The following is a 26,019-nucleotide window of genomic DNA, read 5'->3' as shown; positions in this document are numbered from 1 at the left end:
GTTACCAATCCTGTTCAACAGGTATCTTACTACGCTGACGCTGACGCTGTTGAAGACTTTCACGCTGCCTCGCCTGTTCCATAACCTCTTCAGCACTGGCTGAAGGTGAGGGCCACTGCAACTGCTCGAAAGAGTGCTGTCTGTTTCTGCCGTCAGATTCATCATCTGATGGCTCCATTTCCTGAGGCGTGTCTTTCTTATCACGCTGGGATGAGTCGCGGCTTTCCTGTTTTTTCTGATCAGGCTTATCCTCACCCTCCTGCTCTTCGGGAGGCTCGTCAGAAGGCTGGTCACGCATCTGGGGATCCGGCGGTGACTGCCGCAGCTGTTCCTGCCATACCAGCCATTCAAGATTCTGACGGGCGGACAGGTGGTCAGGAGCAAACACCAGAACATGCTGCAGTAACCGCCTTGCCTCCTGGTAAAAAAGCTCAGGTTCAAGGCCTTCCTGCATCGCTTCTGCCAGATCGGTTTCCGTGCCCATTTCAACCAGTCTTGCCGCATCCAGCGACTCTGCGGCGAGGATCAGGGTAGTGGCCAGGTTATAATTGGCGGTAACCACCAGCTGTTGCTCTTCAGCCTTTTGCACAATCTGTCGGTATATATCAGAGGCTTCCTGGTATCGCTTATCATCAACCAGTGCGACCGCCAGTAACTCCAGCTGATGGGGAGCGAACTCGCTTTCTGACTGAGAAGCCTCGACCTCTGAATTGAACGACAATAAAAGTATAAACAGAAAAGCGCCCACTCCAGCTCCACGCCACTGCCTACTCATGATCAAACCCGACATCCATATCAGCGCCATATACAGCAACCAGGGATAACCTTCTGTGTATTCAAGCACCTCAGCACCGGCTCGCTGCTCACCCGGCCAGACCACGCCAAGCTGATCAATAATTAACGCCAGATCCAGCCAGTCAGTACCCACCGGAAAATAGATCCCCTGATCAGCACCGGCTGCCAGCCTTTTCAGCCACTGATCATTCATCCGGCTCCAGTGCTCTTCCCCCTGATTCAGGGTCCAGCCCTCTCCCTGTCGTAATGGGATACGGGCACCGGTCTGACTGTCGCCCAGCCCGATCACCAGCAGACGCACGCCCAGCTGATTGAGCAGCTGTAATGCCTGCTCTGGCTGATCACCCAGATCTTCACCATCGCTGATCAGGACAAGGTCCAGTGATCTCACAGCGGATTCCCGGTCCACCATTTTGTTGAGCACCGTCAACAGGGCATCCTGAATGTTGGTTCCCCCCTGAAGCACCGAGTCGGTGCTGACGCCGGTAAGCCGATTGCTGAAAAACAGACGGTCGCTGGTAACCGGCGACAGAATGGAGGTAACGCCAGCAAATACGGCCAGACCAAAGCGATCCGATCCGGGTTTATCAGCCAGCTGCTCTATAGCGGCTTTAGCAGCTTCCAACCGGTAAGGTCTGGCATCTTCTGCCAGCATGGAGCGGGAAACATCCAGCAGAAAGATCATATCCCGCCCCTGCTCAGCCACCGCTTTGGGCACTGGATTCCAGGCAGGCCTAGCCAGGGCAAGCACCATCAGAAAAGCAGGAACGCTTATCATAACGATCCGCCCCACACCCAATACCTGTCCACCTTCCCGTTCACTGAAAAGCGCCAGATCAGCCTGCCTTTTCCGATGCTGATAAACGGCAAGTGCCGCCAGCAAAGGAATCACAGCCAGTAATAACAGCCACTGGGGCTCTAATAACCGGAGAGCGTTCACCCCACCCTCCTCAGCCAGGTAGCACTCAGAAACGAAGCCGCCATCAGGCACAGCAGCCCAATAATCACCACAAACTGAAAGGCCGGTGTATGATCCTCATAGGTCAGTGTCTGCAACCGTGACGTTTCCAGCTGATCAATGGCCTGATAGACCCTGACCAGAGAGTCATAGTCGTGAACCCGATGGTAAAAGCCCCCGGTCTGATCCGCCATGGCCTGAAGCATCCAGTCCACTCTGTCGGTATTCTCGTTACTGTCTACCACAGAATCCCGGGGCTGATTACCAATGAAGATCGCATAAATCCTCACTCCCCAGGCTTTGGCCATGGATGCCGCCATGGCTGGCGTGTACTGTCCCGCATTATTTTCTCCGTCGGTAATTAAAATCAGTACTTTGCTGGCAACGTTGTTTTTCAGGTTGTAGTGCTCTTCGTATTCACTGAGCTGAGCGGCCGCCAGTGCCGTGGCATCACCAAATGCCGTGCCGTCTTCACCCGGTATGGTGGGCGGCTCTATCTGATTACCCATGAAAACCAGCGAGTCATGGGAAGTGGTTAATGGGCTGACAACCGTTGGAAAGCGGGCAAAAGTCACCAGAGAGATCAGATCCCCATCCCGGCCGGGCAGCTGATCCTCATCACCCAGAATAAAGTCTCCCAACACCTTCTTTGCCACACTCAACCGGCTGACACGCTCACCTGCCATATCCATGCGGATTTTCATGGAAGACGACATATCCAATGCAATGGCCATGGCAATACCTTCTCTCTCTTCGGTACTGGCCACATGGATTTTCCTTGGCTGAGCTGCCGCAACGATCAATGCAGCAAGCGCCATCAACTGCAGAGCCAGAGGCAACCATTGCCATTGCTGCCGGTAACTTTTGGGCAGGTCGTCCACCAGCGGTAAATGTGACCAGGTCACCCCCTCACTGCCCTGCCGCCAGCGATAAATACCGATCAACGGCAACAGCAGCAAAAGCCACAGAACGACTGGATTGGCAAATATCATCTCCATCGTTCCTCACAGCGGTAGCAGAAATCGGCGAAATCCCGGGCTGATGCATTGCCGTTAAAACGCAGTGACTGGTATTCGTGCAGCAGAGGCTCATGGGTGGTCAGTTTTGCTATCGGGTCACTTCCTGTTGTCACTTTTAACCACTGCCTTAGCGCTTCCCAGTCTATTTCACCCGCTGTTTCTGCCTTCTCGGCCAGAGTCGCTGGTGTGATCCATGGGTTGACAGCTACTGCCCTCTTACCAGACCGTAGTCTCCAGAAAGCAACCAGCAGAATACAAAGAACCGCAATCAGGAATGTGTATGATCGCTCTGTATCGGGCTTAGAGCGTTCCGGAAAAGGCAGAATGCCCTGTAGCTGTACATTGTCGTTGGTAAATGAAGAGATCACCGGTATTGATACAGCAGGACTGCTGACCTGCCAGTGAAGGTCACCCTGTAATAAGTCCAGCTTGATAACAGGGGAGTGAAACTGACCAATGCTGTTGGCCGACAATTTGATGGCCAGAGTTTGAGCCCAGTTGTTATCCTCCCATCGGGATTCAGAAAGGTGGAAATTCTCAAACCTGAAATCCCCCCAGATTTGCTTCTCTGGAACAAACCTTAACTCAGTCCCTTCCGGATAACGGATCGTATACACCAGATCAATCCACTGCCCCGGCGTTACCTGACCAGCAAACGGCTCAATCTGAACATCGCCCTGACCGGAAGCCATGACGGAATCAGAAAGACCCAATATCAGCAGCATCAATAGAGCAGTGAAAACATTAACCACCGGTTTCCCCTTCTACTCGATGCCTGCGACTCAGAAAATAGGAGAGCAGGGTTTCAACCGGGTCTTCACCAACCTGATGGCAGACCATATCGACACCCCATTCTGAAAACTGCTGCTGTCGATACCGGATTCGATCGACCATATTCCGCTGATAGGTTTCCTGCTGCTTTTTATCAGAAAGGTCCAGCCAACGGGATCGACCGGTTTCTGCATCCCGCAGATTGAACAGGCCTTGACCCTGCAGCTTCTGCTCACGGGGATCATCGATGGCAATGGCCAGTAACTCATGATGCCGCGACAGCTCAGCCAGTTTCTCTGTCACAGCCGGCATAAAAAAATCTGAGATAATAACGACAATGGAACGTTTCAGTGTTAACCGGTTCAGGTGCTCCAGCGCTTCTATTACCGACGTTTCAGCTACCTGACGTGGCGCTTTCATTAAACAGCTGAGGCAACGCATCAGCTGATTTTTACCTTTCGACGGTGGCAGGTAATCATCAAGCCCATCGCTGAACCGAACGACACCGATCCGGTCATTACTGGCCAGTGCAGCTGAACCAAGGAGTGCACAGAATTGCAACATCACTTCATGGCGACCTTGCCGCTGGCTTGACCAGAAAAACGAGGGTGAGCTGTCCACAACCATTATCAGGTTCAGCTCCCGCTCCTCATGGTAACGCTTGATATGCACTTCACCGGACCGGGCGGTGACATTCCAGTCGATTGCCCTGACATCATCGCCTGGGGCATAGGCCCTGACTTCATCAAATTCCAGCCCCTGCCCTTTGAAAACCGAACGGTATTTACCCGTCAGCTGATGATCAACGCGATACCGGCAATAAAGCTCCAGTTGATGCAGTCGTTCTTCAATCAGGTCATTCATAATCAATGATTCGGGATGGCCACGGTTTCAAGAATCATCTCGATCAGCTGGTCAGAACTGATTCCACGGGCTTCTGCCTTATAACTCATTGCCAGACGGTGCCTGAGCACATCAGGTGCCAGTGCCCGAACATCTTCCGGCAGAACAAAATCACGACCTTGCACCACAGCCATTGCTCTGGATGCCAGAGCCAGATTGATTGTGGCCCGGGGAGAGGCTCCAAACCGAATCAACTCATTGATATCAATGCCATACTGACCCGGATCTCGGGTCGCACAGATCAGGTGGACAATATATTGTTCAAGCCCGGGATCGATATAAACCGAATCGATCTGTTCCGACAGGGTATCGAGATCCTCCCGACTAAGCACTTCATTGACAGTAACTGTACTGGCAGGCCTGGACATACGACGCATGACCTCAAGCTCATCATCAAACGATGGATACTCAACTTTCAGTTTGAACATAAAGCGGTCCACCTGAGCCTCAGGCAACGGGTACGTACCTTCCTGTTCAACCGGGTTTTGTGTTGCCAGCACCAGAAATGGTCTGGGCAGTGGCATTACTTCCTTTCCCAGTGTTACCTGCTTTTCCTGCATGGCCTCCAGCAGTGCCGACTGAACCTTGGCCGGTGAGCGGTTAATTTCATCAGCCAGCACAATATTGGCAAAAACGGGGCCTTTCTCAGAAAGAAACTGGCCAGATGCCGGGTTATAAATCATGGTTCCGGTCACATCACCGGGCAGAAGATCGGGGGTAAACTGAATACGGCTAAATGCCAGGCCAAGCGCTCGAGAAAGGGTATTGACCGTCAGTGTTTTGGCCAGCCCGGGAATGCCTTCAATAAGGACATGACTGCGACAGATCAGAGCAAGAATCAGGCGTTCAACCAGCTGCTCCTGTCCAACAATAACCTTACCCACCTCCTGGCGCAGAGCGTTGATCTTTTCCAGAAGTTCATGCCGGGCAAATTGCTTGTTAAGGTCAGTGTTGGTCATATACATCAGGGTAACCGGATTACCCACATCCCTATACTGCGGCTGCCTCCAGAGCTCAGTCCGGAAGCCACCTATATTGAATGTCCAGATACCAGAGAGCAGAGATCAATAAAGATTGATCCCTGCCAGTTCATTAGAAACGGGTTGAAACGGCAATTTTGGTGAAGATTCCCTCGCGGTCTCCCCAGCTCCACTGATTTGGATTGTACTGGTCACCTAATCGATAACCAAAGTTCAAAATGCCGGTAAAGGTTTTGTTGATCGGGATACTGGTATTGAGGTTGTAGTCCGTGTAATTGTGACCGGAGTCATTTTTTGCCTGCCCGCTTTTACCGACAACAACATTAAATTCAGTACGAATATTATTGTTGAAGCGATAATTCACCAGAGCTTTAACATTCTTATTGAAGTACTGGGATTCATCCTGTTGCTCATTAAAAACCAGCCTCAGACCGATATTCATCCGTGGATTCATTCGGTAAATATACGTTGGTTCAATATGAAACCCGGTACTGTAGGCAGTGCCTTTATTGTATTCATGGTCACTGGTCTCTTTATATTGATATTCAGCCACCACGTTGAAGAAGTGTCGACCCAGATTAATGCTGCCACCGGGCTTGAAGACAAATTCGTCTTTTTCCCAGCCACGGCCTTCCACTGAGTTTTTATAAATACCTTCGATAAAGTAACTAAACCTTGGACTGACCCATTTCTCAAACCGGGGGGCCACCACAAGATTCAACCTGCCTGGTTGTTCTGACTGATCAATACCTTTTTCGGCATCCGCCTGGGAAAGCACATAGCGTAACCGCCAGTTCTTATGAAACTTGGTCGAGCCATCGGCAAGAATCTTAACAATATTGGTGATTTTAGGTTGGTTCTCATAAATTGTTTCAGTGTATTCAATACCGGAAACGAAGTTGGTTCTGGGTGGACCTTTTCGTCCTGGCTGCTTTTGGGTTGGTGCTTCAACAAGAATGATATCGTTGGAACCATCAATGTTCAGGTCATCCGCAGAAAATTGCGGAAGATAACTACTGCTTTTTTCCGCCTGGGCAGCGAGAGGCATGGCAAGGCAGGCAATGACGACCGGTGTCAGTACTTTTTTCATAAAACGCTATTATTCATTCGTTGTATTGCTATGCTTTTCCTGCCTGAACATGCAGCTGCGCACCCAGAATCAGGAAGCTCCAACCGATACCCACCGGGCACCATTGAGTAATCAACGACAGATGATCAACATATCCCCCTGTTGAAACTCACCTGTCCACGACAACCAGCGCCAAATATAAACGTTTCAACAAATAGCATCAACACACACATTTTCTGCCTGTTTTATCATCAACTCTCTGCACGCCTTAAGCTTCTAAGTGAGCGCTATTATCAGTCCTGAAATTTGCCTGAAAATTAGTCATGACTCTTTTGACACAGGTCAGATTCCAACGTCAACTTCCTGTATAAAAAAGCTCAAACTTTTGTACAAACCCCTGTTATGAAAGATCAACCTGCTGCCTTACTGATAAAATAAAGGAGATAAGCAGTTGGTATCGAAAGAGATTGAAGCCTGAAAAAGCAGCAATTTGCCACCGTTTTTTAGACCTGCGTCATGGAATGAAGTCCGTTAAAATAAGATAAACCTGTCATCTATTGATCTTGCCAGTGAACTTCCGTATGTTGTCGACAACAAAAGAAACGTTTCTATAATATTAGGCACGGAGAAAAATAATGAATGCAGCCAGCATGCTGACAGGACTGGTCACATACACATTCATGATTGCTGCTGTCTGCCAATTGCTGGCTGCTGACAAAGATACTGAAAGATCATCAGAAACTTTACCGTAGAAAGCTCATTACAATCCTGATACATCAAACTGTTCGCTCAAATTACCAATACTGGATGACGTTATTCCATGAAAAGCAAGTTCGCCACAATCGCACTGAGCACATTACTGTCCATTTCTATCGTTACTTCCGCCAGTGCGGGAATTCCCGCTGGCCCGAAAAAACGCTTTGAAAACGAAGTGGTAAAAATGACCCAGATTATGGGGCTTAACAGTACTCAGGCAGACCAGATACTTGACCTGAAAATTGATCTGTATAAAAAGAACCAACAGGCCCGCAAACAGTTTGGTGAGGGATCTTCTGAGCTTTCTTCCGCCATGAACAAGAATATGCAGGCCTATCAGAAAGGTGTTTCCAAGAGCGTGAGCAAAAAACAGCTCCAGGCTCTGTTTGACAGCCGTAATAAGTAATGCCTCTAGAAAAAACCGGGTCTTCAGGAAGAACCGGTTCTCACTTATTTTCCCCGTTTCCTAAATTACAGGGCCAGTTTACTAAGTGCTCCAAATGTAACCTTTTCTATCTTTTAACTAAAACAAGTATGTATCAAGAAAGAATAGTATGATTCCTCCATAATAAAGAAGATGCACAATTTGATTGATTAACCCAGCTTTATCCAGCCTTTGGCTTATTCCACGATACTTCCCACAAAAAATATTCCACATAACCATAAGCTTCGATTTTTCAGAGAAGTAGCTCAGTTGATATAGATCAACAGGGTACTTTTTCTTCTCGGCACGCAAAATCGCTTCGTATACTGTATTGGTTACCATATAAAGAGCCATTAACGCAGCAAGGATAGCTGGCCAGTTGCTGTTCACCCAATTACCCTCTCATAGCAAATTAATAACAATGGGAATAAAGAATATCACCAACCCTGCGACATATTGAACGATTGAATACCGCCTGGCACTATTCATTGCCAAAACATAAGAATGATTGCCTACAACGCTGTACTTTCTAGGAAGCAGGAGACCAATAAAGGCCATGCTTGATAACAAAGAAATCCTTGAACTCACCTCACAACTTTACCTGCAGACTGCATGTATTTCTGAAGATATGCTGCGAAACCAATATCCAGGATGAGAATAACAAATATTTTTAAACGCTCTTCAGGCAAACATTCAATAGAATCCATTTTCGTGTTTATAAAAAAACCGCTTAAGCCACAAGCTCAAACGGTTTTCTGATTTAGCAGTTTTTGTTGCTCAGTGTCTGCCACGATAACCATTAGCCACAGGAAACTCGGTCTTTCTCCAGCCCCATTTTGGCGTGTCGTTTTCAGCATTCCAGCTCATGTAGGCACTGGTCATCTTCGCAACCACCTCAGGGTACTGATCAGCAACGTTGTTTGACTCGCTGATGTCCTGACTGATGCGGAAAAGTTCGGTTTTCTGCTGCTTGTTAAACTTGTTTTCCTTGATCAACTTCCATTCATCATCACGGATGGCCCAGCTCATCTGGTTATCCCAGTAGAAGTAACGGTTATCCAGCTGCGCAACTTGACCCTTAACATAAGGAAGCAGGTTCACCCCATCCAGATCCCACTCTTTCCTGACTTCTGCGCCAACCGCGTTAAGGAAGGTTGGTAACAGATCAAGGGCAATCACCGGCTCATTCAGGGTTTTGCCCGCAGGAATCACGCCTTCCCAGGTGAAGGTGAAAGGAACCCGGATACCACCATCCCAGTAAGTCCCCTTCTCTCCGCGAAGTGGGGTATTGAATGAGCGGTTATCATTAAGCTTGCCACCGTTGTCGGAAATAAAGACGATCAGGGTATCATCCATCAGCTCCAGCTTTTCAAGCTTGCTGACAATCTTGCCAACATTCTGGTCAAGGTTGTAATTCATGGCCAGTACAGTACGGCGTTTGTCGTCAGTAATATGCTTGAAGCGTTCAAGGTCTTCAGGTCGGGCCTGTAAAGGACCGTGAACGGCATTAAAGGCAACATAGAGAAAGAATGGCTCATTTTTGTGCCGCTCAATATAAGAGACCGCCTCATCACCAAACCGGTCGGTCAGGTAGTCATCAAAGTTACTGACCGGCTGATCGTTGCGATACATCGCCGACCAGGGCTTTTTCTGTTGTTCCTGCTGATTGATGGGACCTACGAAATAGTTTGCAGCACCATTATTAAAACCGAAGAACTCTTCAAAGCCACGGTTATGGGGCCAGAAGTGTTCAGCATCTCCATCATGCCACTTGCCCACCATACCGGTCCGGTAACCAACGTCTTTCATACGGTCTGCCATGGTGGTCAATTCAACAGGCAGCCCCTGTTCAATACCTTCTTCCCGTACAAAAGGAGCAACGTTATCGTGGTAGCCAAAACGTTGCTGATACTGCCCAGTCATCAGTCCTGCCCGTGTTGGCCCACACACCGAAGCACTGACATAACCTGCCGTCATGATCGTGCCTTTGGCAGCCAGACGGTCCAGGTTCGGTGTGACCACATCCCGGCTCTGTTTTTGAAAACCCACATCAGCATAACCCAGGTCATCTGCCACAATCAGCAGAACATTGGGTCGCTCTGTCAGCCTGGCAGAAGCCGGCTCAGCAGCCTGTGCTGTCGATAACGAAGCACCTGCCATTGCCACGGCACAGGCTGCTGCCATTAGTCCTTTTTTCAACGTTGGAATCATTCTATTTACGCCTTATAGAATTGACTGTTTATTTATCAACCAGTGTAAATTCAGCCTGTTGAACCCTGTCCGACGAGGAGCCAACAAACACATGAAAGTCTCCGGGTTCAGCTCCCCAGCTCATGTCCGCCCGGTAAAATGCAAGATCATCTGATCGCAGGGAAAATGACACTCTTTTGCGTTCCCCGGGCGCAAACTGAATTTTTCGAAAGCCCTTCAGCTCTTTAACGGGCCGTGTGGTAGAGCCCACCAGCTGCCGGGTATAGAGCTGGACGACTTCCTCTCCGGAATACTCGCCGGTATTGGTAATGTCCACGGAAACCGTCAACTCATCATTTCTGGTTTTCAACTGGTGGCTTGAGAGTTGAACCTTGCCGTATTCGAAATCCGTATAACTCAACCCGTGGCCAAACGCATAAAGTGGTGTATTGGGAGAGTCGTCATACCGTGACGTGTAATGTTGTGAACGGGGGTTTTCACTCCCGGCATCGTAAGGTCGTCCGGTATTACGGGCATTGTAATAAATGGGCACCTGACCAACAGACCGGGGGAAAGTCATTGGCAGCTTACCTGAAGGGTTATATTCTCCCATCAGAACATCCGCTATCGCATGACCACCTGAGGTTCCCGGGTACCAGGCATGGAGAATGGCATCGACATGTTCATCCTCCCAGTCAAGCACGTTGGGCCGCCCGGACATCAACACCAGCACCATGGGCTTGCCCAGCTTTTTCAGTGCCTTCATCAGCTGTCGCTGGTTGCCTGGCAGCATCAGGTCAACACGGCTGGACGCCTCACCGGACATGCGTTCCTCTTCACCCATTACCATGACAATGACGTCTGACTTTTCAGCCACGGCCAGCGCTTCCTGGAACAGGCTGACCAGTCTCGGGTCATCACGTTCCATCCGTGACACACCTTTCCCACGGATATGCGCTTCTTCGCTGTCCGCATCATGGAGGTAGGCATAAGTGGCACCAGGTGCATAATGAATGGCGACCTGTCCTTCCAGCTTTCGAACCATGCCTTCAAGCACCGACACGGGCTGTTCAGAACGATCACCGGCTCCTGCCCAATTACCAATCATGTCACGTCTTGAATGTGCCAGCGGACCAATAAGCGCGATGGAGTTCAGACTGTCCGCATTCAGCGGCAGCGTCTGATGGTCATTTTTCAGCAACACCATGGATCGTCGGGCAGCATCCCTGGCCATGTCCAGGTGCTGTTCACTGAGAATCTCCCTTTCAGCACGGGCAGGGTCAGAATAACGATAAGGGTCTTCAAACAACCCAAGTCGCCACTTCATCTCAAGGATTCGGCGTACCGACTCATTGATCTGCGATTCAGACACTTTACCTTCAGCAACCAGTGCTTCCATATGGCCAATAAACGTCATGCCGACCATATCCATATCAACACCGGCGTTAAAGGCAATCTCAGCGGCGTGCTTTTCATCCCGGGCAAAACCGTGGGGCACCAGTTCGTTGATGGCGGTGTAATCCGTTACCACAAAACCTTCAAACCCCCACTGTTCACGGAGAATATCGGTTAACAGTCGTCTGGAACCGGTTGCCGGTATACCATTCAAATCATTGAAGGCGGTCATGACCGTGGCTACACCGGCATCAACCATCGCCTTGAACGGTGGCAGCTGAGTCGTCCACAACTCAAGTTCAGAAACATCGGTCGAATGATAATCACGACCAGCCTGAGATAACCCATAACCGGCAAAATGTTTTGCAGTCGCCATCATGGTATCCGGCTGACTGAGATCCTCACCCTGAAACCCCTGAACCCTGGCCACAGCCATCATGGTGCCCAGGTAGACATCTTCACCTGCCCCCTCGGAAACCCGGCCCCAGCGCGGGTCACGGGTAATATCCGCCATGGGGGCAAACGTCCAGGCGATACCGTCTGCAGTTGCTTCGATAGCGGCAACCCTTGCTCCCATACGGGCAACCTCAGGATCCCAGGAAGCCGCTTCGCCCAGCGACTGGGGAAAAATGGTCTTATGGCCATGAATAATGTCATGGCCAATGATTAATGGAATGCCCAGGCGGGTTTCTTCTACTGCAATCTTCTGAAGTTCGCGGGTAAAGTCAGCACCGTAAGCATTGAACACCGCACCCACCCGTCCCTCGCGAATTTGCTGCTCATAGGCGTCATTCACATAGGGCCCGGTGGTATTTCGGAAACCTGACTGAAGATCGAGCTGACCGATTTTTTCCGCTAACGTCATCCTGCTGATCAGATCAGAAATAAAGGTATCCATCACCTTCTGATCATCCTGCCAATGCTGTTTCGAGGCAGGAACCAGCGCTTTATCAGGATTAAGAAGATAGCCTGCCTCAGAGGCAATGGTTGGTAACGAGGTGATGCAGGACATAATGACTGCCGCAATTTTACATTTCATGATTGCACGACCCAACCCCACCGTTATTGGTGGTATTCACAGATCGATCGAATTAAACAGCTTTTAGAAACTGATTATTGATTTTGAACGGTGTGATGAACCGTCAATAGCCATCACACTGCTCTGGTTGGCTTTACTTAGCCCGGTCGTCTTTAAAACTCAGATACATTGACTTCACATCATCCCAATAGCCTCTGGCCCTGAGGTAGCGCTCAACATCCGCATTGATACTTTCCGCCAGAAACGCACCAACAAACATGCCCTGGTCGAGAGAAAGAATTTTGGTACTCATACGCCCCTTGCTGTCCACCGCATCGTACCAGCCATAGGAAGTCTCAATGGCTGGGTACAGTGCCTTGATGGATTTCAGAGATTTAACCGCGCCTTCGGGATCAACCATATACGACAATGCTGTCGCATGCGGTGTACCGGTAGAACCGCCGGCAATCTTATCGTCATAGCGAACCCAGGCTTCAGAAAGATGAGGGATCCCAAATGGACGGTATTCATCATTGACCGTAGCAGATGAGGAAACCATGGGCATATTGTTTCGTTTGCTGTAGATCCGCTGCAGCTGTGTAGTGTCTTCAAACATGGAGTAATCGGGCACCAGTTCCTTTTCATTCAGCCATATGGCAGGCAGCAGCGCTTGGAAATAGGCACCGTCCCAGGTCAGGATTGGTGTATAGTTTTTGCCGTCCAGACGGTAGCTGACGGTATAGGTTTCCATATCGTTAAAAACAGAAGCTGGAATCGCCTCAGCGCCCAGATGCTTCGTGATCAGAGGTGCCCAGAGTGCCGCCAGTCGGCTTTCATTGGCCTTGCGATCCACGTGATATTCAATCAGCTCTCCGTTCTGCCAGCCACCCCACAGCAGCCCCCGATCCTTGTCGTAGAGGGATAACCAGCCGGGAATCTGGGCTTTCAGCATCTGATCAATTCGACTGATGATGCTCTGCTTAACCGGATCCGTGGAATTGAGATAGGCTCCTGCCACAGCGGCCAGTGAAAACGCCAGGTTGCCATTATCAACAGCTGGCGCAATTTCTCCCTTACCGGGTTTCAGCTCACCGCCTTTAATGTCGTAGGGCCAGTAGAAAAGCCCTTTAAACTTGGGTGCCTCTTCAAGGGTGGTCAGCACTTCCTGAATACGGGTCAGCGCCTTCTGATTTCCCGCCTTCTCGGCTTCCACCAGAATATTCAGATACAACGCAATCTCGGTTGTATTGGTGTAATAAGCGTACTCCGCCTTATTGTCCTTGACCCAGATTGTGTCGTAAGGCACCAGGGTATCCGCATCGACCCCCTTACCATCCAGAAAGAAGTTAAGGTTAGTTTGAAGCTCCTCCCGGAAATCAGCCGGATAAAACTGATCCCGTACTTCCAGTTTATCCAGTGTGACAGCGCTGGCATTGGCAAGCACACTCACCGCCATCAGGGTGGCGCCTGCAAGACTTTTTATCTTCAGATTCATTGTCAGCATTTATCCATGTAGCACTTAAACTATAGGCAGACAAAATATAAACGTTTCAACAAACAGCATCAATCTTGGATCGCTTTAAAGAAATGAGAGACGACGGCTAGAAGAAAAAGATAAAATATATTAAAAACATAGAGTTAAATAGCTTTCAAACCAACAGAACTTATTTCCTGGACGTACAATCCCTTGACCTGAATCAGTTTTATACTCATCAAATGTCGTAGTGCGAGATCCAGAACCTATCGAAATTTATAACAACAGTGACAGAGTGAAACTCACAATCACTAAAAAGGCTTTCGTAAGACTGCAATTGGAAAAATGGGCATTATTCAAACGATATTTGACTCTGGTCATGTAAATCTTTGGTTATTCCTGAAGCACAGAAGCAGATTCTTGACCTTTTCAGACATCTTTCGTACCTTCCCGCCAAATGAAACGTTTCTACAAAAGATAAATTGATAATTCGGATTGCTCAGCCATGGATATACGATTAAAAGAGTTAGCCAGATCCGTCATGCTGGTGACACTGTCAGCTTCAATGCTCAGTGGTTGTATGGACGACACCTATGATTATTCTCAGGGTGGTAATGGCGGGGGCGGTGGTGGTGGCACTCCTACTCCGGGCGCAATTTATACCATTTACGGATACCAGGGCTCTGATGGCTTATATCCATTGAAAGTCATTGATGATACCGACAATGTTTACACCATCGAAAACGGTATTGCCCAAGGCACTAATATAGAGGTATCCCCTGTTTCAGCCATCAGAGCAGATTCTGCCGAAGGGTCTCTGCTGGTCAAAATTACCGGAGGATCTCCGGCAACGATTATCGCAGAAAGTGATACTGCTTATGATTTAAGCAAAGCAGCCAATGAAGCCGATGAGGAAAACTCCGGCGGCACCCTTCAGTTTTACCTGAAACCGAAAACTCAGACAGCCACAGACAAAAAAGTATTTCTGACATTACCAAAGTCAGATGGGACTGCTACGGAAGTAGATATCACGGGCACTTATAATGCATTTGTAAATGCGCCAGATGCTGACAGCTTCGCCGCTGGCCAGAATGTCAAAATTCCCGTTTCCTGTTTTACCGACCTTGGTATTGACTTCAGCCAGAACACCCTGCCATTTTCACTGACCTCAGAGTCTGATGTTGAGTTTGAACTCAATCATATCCGACTCCGGGAAAAAACCAGTACTGAAAAGTATGTTCTCCCCTGCTCAATGGACAGTGAGCTTTTAAGTGAACCAGCTTCACTACTATACCGCCGAATCAAGAACCCAGACACGGAGAGCTCTCAGAAATACCTGGAGGAAGGTATTTCAAATTTCGTTTCTGCATGGGGGCTCGCTTCTCTGGGCTACCCAAGCGAAGGTGGCATCATTGCAAACTACAATAATGTAGCCGGAAACCAGAGCGCTAATGGAGGTATAACCTTTAAGGCAAAAGGGACAGATCTAAAGCCGGTCAAGGATATCAGTCGCTACCTGGCGAATGGAGTAGTCTCATTTGATTTACAGGTACTGAGTTACGCCAGTCATCCGGATCAAACATTGTTAGTTAAAATGGAAACACCGCAAGGATTTAACAGTTCAACATCTGTTACGTTAGCGCAGGGACTCGGATACCCTGATCAGGTAACCGTCCAAATTCCTATTCAGGATTTATTCCTCGAAGCGTCAGATAGCTCCAACCGTATCGATGCAGCAGCCCTTCAGAATGTGGAGAAACTGTTTGCCATCAACCCGACTCCCGTTGATGACAAAACTGACCTGGAAGGCATGAAGTTCAAAGTTGATAATATCCAGCTGATTATGGACCCCACTCCATAACTCTAAACAGTCATTCACACCTGGCAGCATTGTAAAGTGCTGCCAACCACTTCGCTGTTAATACCCAAGAAACAATCTATACCCTCTATCTGAAAAGGTAGATAACACTTCTGACTATTTATAAGAAAAACAGGTTTACCATGAAGACCAGAGCTTTCTTACTACTACTCACTCTGTGCATCACATTTGAAGCCAGTGCCTACCAGCAGATTCACCGAAAAGTCCGCGCCCGCTTTGAGGATGAGGTTAAAGTGATGGATCACCATATGAACCTGTCCAAACAGCAGGAAGCTATCATTATGCAGTTGAAAATTGACCTTCTGCTTAGGAATAATGAAGCCAGAAATAAACATGGTGCCGGATCAAAAACATTTAAGGCAGCTAAGGATGTTAATATGAAAACCTTCCAACGTGGCCTTAAGGAAAACGTGACTGCAGGCCAGCTTCAGGCTTATCGTGACTATTTGGCAAATAAACGATAAATGAGGAAAGGACTGTACTGAAAAAACCGTTGCAAAAAGGGTATTGTCATCTGATCTGATAACTAAGCAATACCAGATCAGATGACAATAACAGACTGTTTAGAAGCTGGAGATTATAGCTAGCTTGCCCATAAACTGCTCTTTATCCCCGTTACTGTACTTGCCGGGATTGTATATATCACCGGTACGATATGAAACGTTTGCCACCATACTGAAAGTATCAGTCAGCGGAATATTAGTATTCATATTGTAATAGGTGTATTTGTAGCCCCTTCTTTCCGTGCCGATAATATTATTGTTTTCATCAATCATATTCCCATCACCACCATCACGGCCGTGCACAATATTCCACTCTGTTCGAACCCCATTCGTGAAGCGATAACTCATCAATCCCCGGAAATTCCAGTTATCTGAATCTGCTTCGTTATTATTACCGGTATAGCTTCCCTTAATACCTAAGTTAATATTATCTCTCCAGCGGTGAACAAGGTTAGCATTCAAACTGAAACCATAGTTATCCGTATGCTCTTTATAATCAATTTCACCGGATACACCGACGAAGTTTTTGCCAAAATTGAAGTTCAGGCCCGGGTTGATTCGATAAGTGGTTTCTTCTTTATCATCAACACCTTCTACCGCCCGTTTATACCCCGCAGCCACATAATAGTTAAACGCAGGGCTAACCCACTGCTCAAATCTAGGGGTAAGGTTTAAATTCAAACGACCCGGTTGCTGCTCATCATTCTGGCCTGTGTGCTTATCCCGCTCGGAAACCACATAGCTGAGTCGGAAGTTATCGGTTATCAGCGTATTACCATCCGCATAGATTTTCAGCATATTGGTGGTCTGAGGACCATCATCATAAACCGTCTCAGTGTATTCAATACCAGAAAGGATCCGGGTTCTTTTAAAACCGGGACGTTTTCTACCAGGCGCTTCTGCCTGGATAATTTCACCGAACTCGCCCATATCCTGTAGGTCTTCGACCTGAACACCTTCAGGGTTGTAATATTTTGTCTGCCGGTTATTTTTAGTACGTTCTTTTTTCGCTTTTCGAGCCTTTTTTTTATCAGAGTCCTCTCTGGCAAGCTGATAAGAAGAGAGCTCAGGAAGATCAAAAGGATTACTGTCTGCTATTGCCGTTGCTGGCAATAACGCCCCCCCCAGAAGAACTGGAATCAATACTTTTCTCATAATAGTTATTTCCATACCCCTTTAGGTCATCCAAGTGACCCGGGCATCAAGAAAACATCGTTGTTAACCATAAGCTGTATTGACTGATGGAACTTTACAGTTTGTTGATAATTCCAGCAGCAATTGAAATATAAACGTTTCACCAAATACCATCAATGACAAACTTTGGTACAAATCACATACAATTCTGACACATCCCCTAAACCCCAGTGTTTACGCCTGATAGAAAGGCATGCGCAAAAAACAACAGAAACTTAAAGTAGGATTTCGTTGATTTAAATCAGATAACATTCGTCATGACAAAGCATCATGCAGAATTAATTCGATGGGATTTAAACGATAGAAAGAAGCATTTGACAGGATATCGATTGAACCACAGAGATCACAAAGAATACGAAGAACAGCGCTTCTTTCCCTTAGTGATCTTAGTGGTTCAAAAAATAGAATCAGAAGCTGGAAATAATCGCCAGTTTACCAAAGAAGATATCTTTATCCCCTCCCGTGGTATCACTGGGGTTGTATTGCTCACCAGTACGATAGGCGACATTGGCAACCAGACTGAAGGTATCATTGATCGGGATATTAGTGTTCATATTGTAATAGGTATAGTCATAGCCACGACGCATCATGGTGTCGCCATCCCCTTTTACATCAGCGCCATCACGACCCCGTACGACACTCCACTCCATACGAACCTTGTTTTTGAAACGGTAATTAATCAGCGCCCTGATGTTCTTGTTATTATTGTCGGAGTCACTGCCTGCCTCACTGTAGGCTCCCTTTACTCCCACATTGATATTGGGCTTCCAGCGATAGATGTAGTTTCCTTCGACACTGAAACCATAATAACCGTTATGGTGCTTATAGTTATATTCGCCGGTCAGGCCGAAAAAGTTTTTCCCAAAATTAAAGTTAACACCGGGCTTGACCCGATACGTCTCCTCTTCTTTGCCTTCATCGGCTTCTACCGCTCTTTTATAGCCTGCAGCAACAAAGTAGTTAAGCCTGGGGCTTACCCACTGTTCATACCGTGGTGTAAGGTTGATATTCAGTCGGCCCGGCTGCTCCTCATCGTATTGCCCGGTAGTCTGATCCCTCTCTGAAAGCACATAACTGAGTCGGAAATTATCCGTAATCAATGTGTTGCCATCAGCATAAATTTTCAGCAGATTGGTAAGGCGGGGCTTGTTATCAAAAACCGTTTTGGTGTATTCAATACCGGAAAGAATACGGGTGCGTTTAAAGCCAGGGCGCTTTTTCTTGCCTGGAGCTTCTGCCTGAATAATCTCACCAAACTCACCGATGTCCTGCAAGTCTTCGGCTTGAACACCACCAGGGTTGAAATGATCTGCACTCCGACTGGCTTTTCGTGGTTTCTTTTTTCGCTTTTCTTCTTTATAAGTATCGGCACTGGCAACAGTGACCGCTGACAACTCCGGAAGGTCGAACGCTCCTGTATTTGCGGTTACTGCTCCAGGCAAAGTAACAGCCCCCATAAGCACTGGAATCAACACTCTTTTCTTTGTCATCATTGCTAAGCTTTTTTTAGTCTGGTTGCCATGACGTCTGGTCATGGAAATACCCTGCCAATATCAGGTAACGGGTATTCTTGAACTGGCACAACACTCCACTGTTATTCAGCCCTGCTCAGGCTGGAAATGCCGCTTATCGTTATTACCAACGCCTCACACCGTGAAGCGCAAAACCAAGATAAACGTTTCAACATATACCATCAACCGCTCAGCAACGCTCAAATATCACCTTATTTGCTGACAATCACCTTACATAGCAGAGCTCATGGTCGTTTTCGCAGAATCAACCCTTTTTAGAAATTATTTTACAATTGTCGTTTTTATTGATCTGAATCAAATCGACACCATCAACAATTAGAGCAACCATAAACCCTGTAAAATAGGTCTAAAAATTATAAATATAACTACATAAATATCGAAACATCAGTAATTTAACCTGAATAAATAAGTCGCAATAAATGCCATCAACAGGCTGCCGAGAGCAATTACTGACCATCCATTGACAAAGGTCATATAAACTCCAGACAAATAACTGCCTGCCCATGATCCATCTTGACCTGATTTATAAATCTCCGTATCTTTTCTTTTAGAAACGTTTCAGCACAGATTAAAAAACAGACAACCACACCGAATTTCATGCTGTTCAGACAATATCAGCCCGGTTTACTGTCAGGAAGTACGATAACAATGGATAAGCCCTTAACACTCCTTGCCAAGTCCATATTACTGGCCACGCTCTCTGTGACCATGCTCTCAGGCTGTGTGGAAGATAATTACGATTATCCAGAAGATGGTACTAACCCGCCGGTAGACCCAGGTCCAGGCCCAGACCCTGATCCAGATGATCCCAACACCGTCGTACTTTATGGTGATAAGGCAGGTTCGGTGTTTACCCTGAAGCTGGCAGACAGCGTCCTGTCGGAACCCAGTCTGGTTCCAGGAAGTGGTATTCATACCGTAGGGGCTATTTCTACCCAGCCTGCCGCAGTTGATGGTGAACTGGGGGATCCGCTGGCAGTCGCTGTGGATCTGAGTATTGGCAGCGCTTCTGACGCCTCTATTCTAACGGACAGCACAGAAAGCCAAGACCTTTCAAACACCAACAGTAATGGCACACTGCATATTGAAGTCAGTGACATTAATAACTTACCAGTGTCCACTGCATCAAATCTTGTCACCGTCTCAACCGGTGCAACAGCAACGCCTGTTGATATTACCGATGCGATATATGCCTTTACAGCAGCAGAATCCACTCAGAAAATAAGGGTACCTCTGAGCTGCTTTGCTGATGTTGATTTCACCCAAGTAGATGAACCATTCAGACTGACCACCAGCACTGACCTCAACTTCACTCTCGGCAAAGTCATTATGTCGCCGGACAGTCTGTCTCCCGGTTATGACCTGCCTTGTACTGCCATTGCCAATACCGTCCTCGACGATGCTGAATCCTTGCTGCTGCTCACTGATGAGACATCCAAACCCGGCGGTATCGCGGCAGCTCCCTGGACAGCCACGCTAACCGGATTACAGCTGCCAAAAGATGGCTCCGGTGCAGGCGCCAGCGGCTGGTCAATTACCGATGCAGACCCTGTCACGAAGGTTGCTACTCTGACTGCAACCATTCCAGATACCCATAGCAAAGCAGTTGCCGGGGTCGGTATCACTGACAGTAAGGCAGACACCCCGATTAACCTCAGAAATTATATTGAAAACGGTATACTTTCTTTTGACTTAAGTGTCACCTTACCTGCTGGCTCAGAAGCAACAACTTCTGTGACCGTTTCCATGCAGGACAATGATGACTTTGAAGCCATTTATACGCTGACCGCTGACCAGATATCAGCCACACCAAAAACAGTGACTATCCCGGTTAAGGAATTCGTTAAGAAAGATGAGAACGGTAATGCACTTGCCAGCTCACTGCTTGCGATCACCAAACCCTTCATGTTCAAGCTGAATAACGGTGAAAAGAACGATCAGGATGAACTGGGCTATTTACTGAGAGGTGCCCAGTTCACCATTGCTGATCTTAAACTGGTCATGAATCCAGCACCGGTTGTTCAATAGTCATTAGTATTTTATTTAGCCTTTGTTATACCTTAAGTCAGCCATGGCTTAAGGTATTTTTTTGCTCTATCGCTTAATATTTTCTAAAAAAGATTTTCAATAATTTTTATTGAAAGTCTTTATCCGATGATAATCACCTCATCTCTATATCAAACCCCTCAATTTGACGGATCATTTTTTCCGTGATTTCTGGAAATTTATTCGATATATCGATCTGCTCCCCGGGATCTTTTGAAAGATCAAATAATTTCGGAGCCATATACGTCTTGTGCTTATCCTTATAAAGCGGCAACTCCCATTTAAATTTTTTCCTACCATAATGCTGCCTTTCATTGGCCATACTTTTCTTTTTATCCGCCATCCAGAGTAATTTATACTTCCCCATTCTCATCGCATGCCCATACCCTGATCGCCAGAACAGAGTTTCATGGGGGTTACCCGCTTTTTTACCCAGTAACCAGGGCATCAGATCAACACCATCATAAGAACGGTCAACAGGCATTTCAGCACCCGCAGCGGCGACCGCTGTTGGAAATATATCCATGGTCGAGGTAATACCTGTAAAATTTTTTCCGCCTGATAATTTTTCTGGCCACTTAAGGCCAAAAGGAACACGAATTCCGCCTTCCCAGTTGGTTGCCTTACCACCCTGAAACACACCATTTGCATGGCCTTTGGTACCACCATTGTCATTCACAAAGAACATCAGGGTATTGTCTTCCAGCCCATTACTTTCAATGGCGTTCAGAATAGTACCAACATTAGCATCAAGCGCTGCAACCATTCCATCATAAATATCACCACCTTCAGGAATATATTCCAAGGGAACCTGCAACGGTTTATGGACATTGTACGAGCCGAAATACAGGAAAAAAGGTTTACTGCCCTTTTTATCAATAAAGTCTGCTGCAGCCCGGCCAAGTGCTTCCGTCGTATAAGCATCGCCACGCTGCCTTCCTTTATGGTCGAAGACGGCAATTTTATCTTCTTCCCTGAAGCTTACTTCTACCCCATTAATGCGCAGGCTGTCCCAATTGTAATAGCTGCATCTGCCCGGATGACCATAAACATAGTCAAATCCCCGGTTGTAGGGCTGATACTTTTCATTTACCCCAAGATGCCACTTCCCAAATGCCGCCGTTGTATACCCAGCCTCTTTCAAAACCTCAGATAGAAATATCTCACGGGTATCAACACCAATATCATGCTTCACCCCATCTTTATCATTGGAAGTGAGGGTTTCATAACCAAACCTTGCCTGATAACGGCCAGTCATCATGCCAGCCCGAGAAGGTGCACATACCGCATGAGTCACATAGCCATTTTCAAAGAAAACACCATCTTGAAAAATGGAATCAATATTGGGTGTTTTTACCTTACTATTCCCGGTAAAACTTAAACCACTGTAATTCAAGTCATCACTTACGATGACAACAATATTTGGCTGAGCTGCAACCTGAGCTATAGAAAGCGTTGAGCTGACCATAAGTGCAGTTATGGTTTTTTTAAAATACTTCAAGGGATAACCTTTTAGATACTGCAACAATTATTAAAAAATGACAGGCCATACAGAGACAGGAATTAATAAAAAGAGAAAGCGCTACCAAAAAATAGCAGCGCCGTATTATTTAATTATTGAACTCTTGTGGGCAAACAGCCTGTTGGACTATCACTGACACAGGCAGATTCATCAAATAATTTCTGCTTATCAAGATGGAAGTTATCTATAAAGACGCTGGCATCTCTGAAATCTTTTTCTCCGTCTCTTGTCATCTGGAAATTAATTCGATGAGTATGATCGCCTGGTCGTTTTCTCATCACAAAAGTGACTTCACCTTTCTGCCCGGGTAATACATCACCAGCATTTTCCCTCAGAATAATACGCTGGCCTGCTGCATCAAGCACTTCCACATCAACCTCAAAGATAAACTCATCAGATCCCTCTGTAGTGACATCAAAACGATAAAGATAGCGTGTGCCCAGTGGGTCAAGCGAAACATCTTCATTCCGGAAAACATTGGTGGCACCGCTCTGGCCAACACTCCGTTTCATCAGTAATGCTTTTCCATCAACACCATTCGGGTTGTCTACGAGCTTACTGCCAGATCTCACATCCCAGCCATTTTCACCACCTGCAAAATCTCCATTTTCCAGAGGGGAGTCAGCCCCCTGCCGCACGGCTGCGGTGTTATCAAACAGAAAAACACTGTCAGCACCTTCCGTTACATAATTGATATGCAGGTAGCCAGCACCTGCAGGCTTTTCAGTAACGACGGATAACGCCTGCCCACTGCCAACTGAGGTTATTTCATTACTGACCGCTTCTTCCAGAACAGGGTCCAGAATATCTTCTGATGCCCGCCACTGCAGCCGTATATACCCCTTGCCACTCCCCTGCTTCATTTCTGACGTACTGCTAATCCGATAACGTGTGCCTGGAAGATCCATGGACAGTTCAAGCGGTTGACCAAGAGCACCAACACCTGAAACTTGAGCAGCACTGCCAGTTTCACTGTCTACCACAGTCACATCGCCGTTGGTTGTCCAGCTATCGAGTCCATTTTCAAAACCCGGATTGGAGAAGCGTTTGCTCTTTCCATCCAGCTCACTGACCAAATCTTCCAGCTCCAGCCATTCACCCTCTGGGTCAATAATTTCATAATCCTGATGACTGATACCGGCAGGCAAGTTGAATGGTGACATTTGATAGCCGTAATGAGTTTCTTTCTGACCATCATGCCCGATCACTTTTCTGGGGGTAATGTTTGAATAATGGAGCGTCGTTTGACCGTTGCTCCGTTCCACTTCCAGATCCGGCCGGTAAAATTCAGCCCGGAAACGGTCAACGGTACCCGGTTGAATGGCTTCAACCAGGCCAACACCACCAAACCAGAAGTCAGCAATACCGACCGCTTTCATCGTGTAATCAGGTTCTGCCATGGACCAGCGGGTCAGCATATTGATCGGCTCACCGCCCGCAGCATTATTCATTGGCTGACGCTTTCCATCGCGATAAGCCATGTAGGCTCCGACGACTGCCGGCGTATGGCCATGCTGCCCAAAGCCAAGGACGGCGGGAAAATGGATAATGTCATTGGGGTGATCGGAGGGACCATCCGCATGGTATCCACCACACCAGTCCTCATTTCCAGTCGGACACGTCGGCTGGTTCCCTGCCGAGAATCCGCCAAAATAGGGAGCTCCCATATCATCGGTTTCCGCCATGGTCGCAGCATAGTAGTTACGGTTGAAAGCTGCCCAGCCCGCATCTTCTGCATGATGTTTGAGTATCAGCGTCCCCCCCATCACAATAAAGGCTGAATGCCCAGCCCTTATGACTGCCTCCCCCTTAAGCCAATGGTCATAGACAAAGTTACGGCGATCATAAACATAGTGTGCATAATCTTCAGTCGCCAATGGGTCCTGGGCTGCACCGATATCCCCGAACAGCCAGGTTTCATTGGACATGGCATTATTGTTAAGTAACGGACCATAATCGTCATTGGTCCAGGTAATTTTCTGGTTGGCTCGAATGGTATCGGATGAACGCTGCAGCAACTGCCTGAGGTACTCTTTGTAAGTCTGCAAACGTTCATTGTGCGGGTACATCTCTGCTGCCTTATAAGCGGCAGGCAGAAACTTCATGCTGACATAAACCTGCGGTTGCGACTTTTCCGGTCCACCTGTTTTGGGCAGGCCATCGCTGCCGTACATTCGGACAAAATGACCGTCCACTGTGCGCACGCCACCATAACCATCGGAATACAGGCCTGCATGACGCTCAATCAACAATTCCACCAGCCGTTCGATCTCGGGATTTGGCTGCACCTGGTCAATGGCCATCAACAGAAACAGCGCCCAGCCCACATTATCCGCTACCGGTGATTTGTCCGGACTCCCCCCTTCCTGAACGATCTTGCTTAACAGAAAGCCGGGCCTGCCCAATAAGGTACTGGTTCCTTCAATACTGCCGTCTTCAACCAGACTCTTTATGGCCAGGTAATACTGGTGGAGTTCATCCTGCAACCAGTCCTGGTAGCTCAATCGTGGATCTGTGTTATCCCTCATCATCTGGATCTGCTGGGCTGCCAGCATCATCCGACCATCGGCAGTGGCTGAAATATCATCCACTGTATAGTCAAGCTCGGCATAAACCTCTGGGCTAACCGGCTGGCCAGCTCGTAGCGCTTCGGACGGTATCTTCAGAATTCGGGAGCCATCAGCAATGTGTTTCAGAAGGAACAGTCCATCAGAGTCGTCATTACCATAGACCGCCCCCATGGTTACCCTGTCAAATCCGACTCCTGAAGAGAGCGTGGTCATGCCAAAGCCATCAGGTTGCATACGGTTCAGTGAGCCCTGTGTGGTGAAGTAAATTTTTTCATCCACCATATCCACGGCGAGACCAGTAACCGGCTGCTGAGTAGCCACCAGCTGACCAGTAACATCCAGATTGTTGTTACGAACGTCAAAGACGCGGTTCCGGGTGGCATCGTATCGATGAATTCCCGCATCCCCGCCCACATAAAGCTGGCCTTTGAAGTAAGTCATTCCAACGGGCCTTACCTCGTCAGTAACCAGTGTTACCCGGTCAAGAAGTGTCAGCTCCCTGGTATTGGTGTTATAAGCGACAATAGCGTCCTTATTATCACTCTCTCCTTCCATACAGGCTGCTATATAGAGAAAACGGCCTGATGGCGTCAGAGTCATACCACAGATACCGTTTTCGCCACTGAAACTGAAATCAGGCAACACTGAAGACAGCTCACCCACCGATATTTCATGCAGAACGGTTTCATGAATATCACGAATTTCTATCAAGTCGCCGCTGCTATCAGCTGCGGCATACAACCCGGAGACCTGGGCTGCACTGACCAGATCCCCATTACTGCCATCAAATGACCATGGTTCAATAGCAATATCTATGACAGGTGGTGGGAGTGGAGGCGTTACCGTTTCCCCTCCTGACTCATCGCCACCACAGGCGGACAACGCCATGCCCAGTCCGGAAAACAGGGCAATTCGAACGGCTATGCTCAACCTTTGTCGTACGTGACCCACTGGATTTTCGACCTTCACAAAATGTCCCCCAGACAAGCTTTACAATGTTGCCAAACTTAACTGATATGAG

The 26,019-nt window shown here is 47.7% G+C and carries 18 protein-coding genes; 4 read left to right on the top strand and 14 right to left on the bottom strand.

The annotated features are described in order from the left end of the window. Position 1: 1 nt before the first annotated feature. The 6 genes from GV64_RS12235 to GV64_RS12210 all read right to left on the bottom strand — a co-directional run bounded on the left by GV64_RS12235 (position 2) and on the right by GV64_RS12210 (position 6,516). Positions 2 to 1,735 (bottom strand): VWA domain-containing protein, encoded by a 1,734-nt coding sequence (locus GV64_RS12235; protein ID WP_020583135.1) that lies wholly within the window; start codon positions 1,733 to 1,735, stop codon positions 2 to 4. Further along, positions 1,732 to 2,745: a BatA domain-containing protein gene (locus GV64_RS12230; RefSeq protein ID WP_020583134.1), complete on the bottom strand. Its 1,014-nt coding sequence runs from the start codon at positions 2,743 to 2,745 to the stop codon at positions 1,732 to 1,734. The genes GV64_RS12235 and GV64_RS12230 overlap by 4 nt, the downstream gene beginning before the upstream one ends. Then, positions 2,742 to 3,524 carry a hypothetical protein gene (locus GV64_RS12225; protein ID WP_020583133.1) on the bottom strand — a complete coding sequence of 261 codons (783 nt, stop codon included), beginning with the start codon at positions 3,522 to 3,524 and terminating at the stop codon, positions 2,742 to 2,744. Before GV64_RS12225 ends, GV64_RS12230 begins: the two co-directional genes overlap by 4 nt. Beyond that, positions 3,517 to 4,407, bottom strand: a complete 891-nt coding sequence (locus tag GV64_RS12220; protein ID WP_020583132.1) for a DUF58 domain-containing protein — start codon at positions 4,405 to 4,407, stop codon at positions 3,517 to 3,519. Before GV64_RS12220 ends, GV64_RS12225 begins: the two co-directional genes overlap by 8 nt. A 2-nt stretch (positions 4,408 to 4,409) precedes the next feature. Continuing rightward, the gene (locus GV64_RS12215; protein ID WP_236632949.1) at positions 4,410 to 5,411 is read right to left on the bottom strand and encodes an AAA family ATPase; all 1,002 of its coding nucleotides are present in this window, start codon (positions 5,409 to 5,411) and stop codon (positions 4,410 to 4,412) included. A 127-nt stretch (positions 5,412 to 5,538) separates the two neighbouring features. Beyond that, positions 5,539 to 6,516, bottom strand: a complete 978-nt coding sequence (locus GV64_RS12210) for a hypothetical protein (protein WP_020583130.1) — start codon at positions 6,514 to 6,516, stop codon at positions 5,539 to 5,541. 799 nt (positions 6,517 to 7,315) lie between these two features. On the opposite strand from GV64_RS12210, the gene GV64_RS12205 reads away from it, so the two are divergent. Further along, complete coding sequence (locus GV64_RS12205) at positions 7,316 to 7,657, top strand: hypothetical protein (RefSeq protein ID WP_020583128.1); 342 nt, start codon at positions 7,316 to 7,318, stop codon at positions 7,655 to 7,657. Positions 7,658 to 7,774: 117 nt separating this feature from the next. Here the strand turns inward: GV64_RS12205 and GV64_RS12200 are convergent, their stop codons facing one another. The 4 genes from GV64_RS12200 to GV64_RS12185 form a co-directional block, all read right to left on the bottom strand. Further along, the gene (locus GV64_RS12200; RefSeq protein WP_020583127.1) at positions 7,775 to 8,065 is read right to left on the bottom strand and encodes a hypothetical protein; all 291 of its coding nucleotides are present in this window, start codon (positions 8,063 to 8,065) and stop codon (positions 7,775 to 7,777) included. Between the two features lie 387 nt (positions 8,066 to 8,452). After that, positions 8,453 to 9,886: a sulfatase-like hydrolase/transferase gene (locus GV64_RS12195; RefSeq protein WP_020583124.1), complete on the bottom strand. Its 1,434-nt coding sequence runs from the start codon at positions 9,884 to 9,886 to the stop codon at positions 8,453 to 8,455. Positions 9,887 to 9,914: 28 nt separating this feature from the next. Continuing rightward, positions 9,915 to 12,299, bottom strand: a complete 2,385-nt coding sequence (bglX, locus tag GV64_RS12190) for a beta-glucosidase BglX (protein ID WP_020583123.1) — start codon at positions 12,297 to 12,299, stop codon at positions 9,915 to 9,917. A 133-nt stretch (positions 12,300 to 12,432) separates the two neighbouring features. Next, positions 12,433 to 13,773 carry a membrane protein gene (locus tag GV64_RS12185; protein ID WP_026258326.1) on the bottom strand — a complete coding sequence of 447 codons (1,341 nt, stop codon included), beginning with the start codon at positions 13,771 to 13,773 and terminating at the stop codon, positions 12,433 to 12,435. 484 nt (positions 13,774 to 14,257) lie between these two features. On the opposite strand from GV64_RS12185, the gene GV64_RS12180 reads away from it, so the two are divergent. Further along, positions 14,258 to 15,613 (top strand): putative glycoside hydrolase, encoded by a 1,356-nt coding sequence (locus tag GV64_RS12180; RefSeq protein WP_152554039.1) that lies wholly within the window; start codon positions 14,258 to 14,260, stop codon positions 15,611 to 15,613. Between the two features lie 140 nt (positions 15,614 to 15,753). Beyond that, complete coding sequence (locus tag GV64_RS12175; protein WP_020583120.1) at positions 15,754 to 16,095, top strand: hypothetical protein; 342 nt, start codon at positions 15,754 to 15,756, stop codon at positions 16,093 to 16,095. Between the two features lie 99 nt (positions 16,096 to 16,194). Here GV64_RS12175 and GV64_RS12170 read toward each other — a convergent pair whose 3' ends face one another. Together GV64_RS12170 and GV64_RS12165 are read right to left on the bottom strand one after the other, a co-directional pair. Then, positions 16,195 to 17,289, bottom strand: a complete 1,095-nt coding sequence (locus GV64_RS12170) for a hypothetical protein (RefSeq protein WP_020583119.1) — start codon at positions 17,287 to 17,289, stop codon at positions 16,195 to 16,197. A 446-nt stretch (positions 17,290 to 17,735) separates the two neighbouring features. Then, positions 17,736 to 18,863 carry a hypothetical protein gene (locus GV64_RS12165; RefSeq protein WP_020583118.1) on the bottom strand — a complete coding sequence of 376 codons (1,128 nt, stop codon included), beginning with the start codon at positions 18,861 to 18,863 and terminating at the stop codon, positions 17,736 to 17,738. A gap of 645 nt (positions 18,864 to 19,508) precedes the next feature. Between GV64_RS12165 and GV64_RS12160 the strand changes: the two genes are divergently transcribed. Continuing rightward, on the top strand, positions 19,509 to 20,888 hold the full coding sequence (locus GV64_RS12160; protein ID WP_020583117.1) for a putative glycoside hydrolase: 1,380 nt from the start codon (positions 19,509 to 19,511) through the stop codon (positions 20,886 to 20,888). Between the two features lie 133 nt (positions 20,889 to 21,021). Here GV64_RS12160 and GV64_RS12155 read toward each other — a convergent pair whose 3' ends face one another. Continuing rightward, entirely contained in the window at positions 21,022 to 22,407 is a 1,386-nt protein-coding gene (locus tag GV64_RS12155; protein ID WP_020583116.1) for a sulfatase family protein, read from the bottom strand. A gap of 113 nt (positions 22,408 to 22,520) precedes the next feature. Further along, positions 22,521 to 25,967 carry a hypothetical protein gene (locus GV64_RS12150; RefSeq protein ID WP_020583115.1) on the bottom strand — a complete coding sequence of 1,149 codons (3,447 nt, stop codon included), beginning with the start codon at positions 25,965 to 25,967 and terminating at the stop codon, positions 22,521 to 22,523. Between the last annotated feature and the right edge of the window lie 52 nt (positions 25,968 to 26,019).

The sequence above is a fragment of the Endozoicomonas elysicola genome, from assembly GCF_000710775.1.
Lineage (GTDB): Bacteria > Pseudomonadota > Gammaproteobacteria > Pseudomonadales > Endozoicomonadaceae > Endozoicomonas > Endozoicomonas elysicola.
The sequence above is the reverse complement of the archived record's forward strand: the minus strand, read 5'-3'. Positions and strand labels throughout refer to the sequence as shown.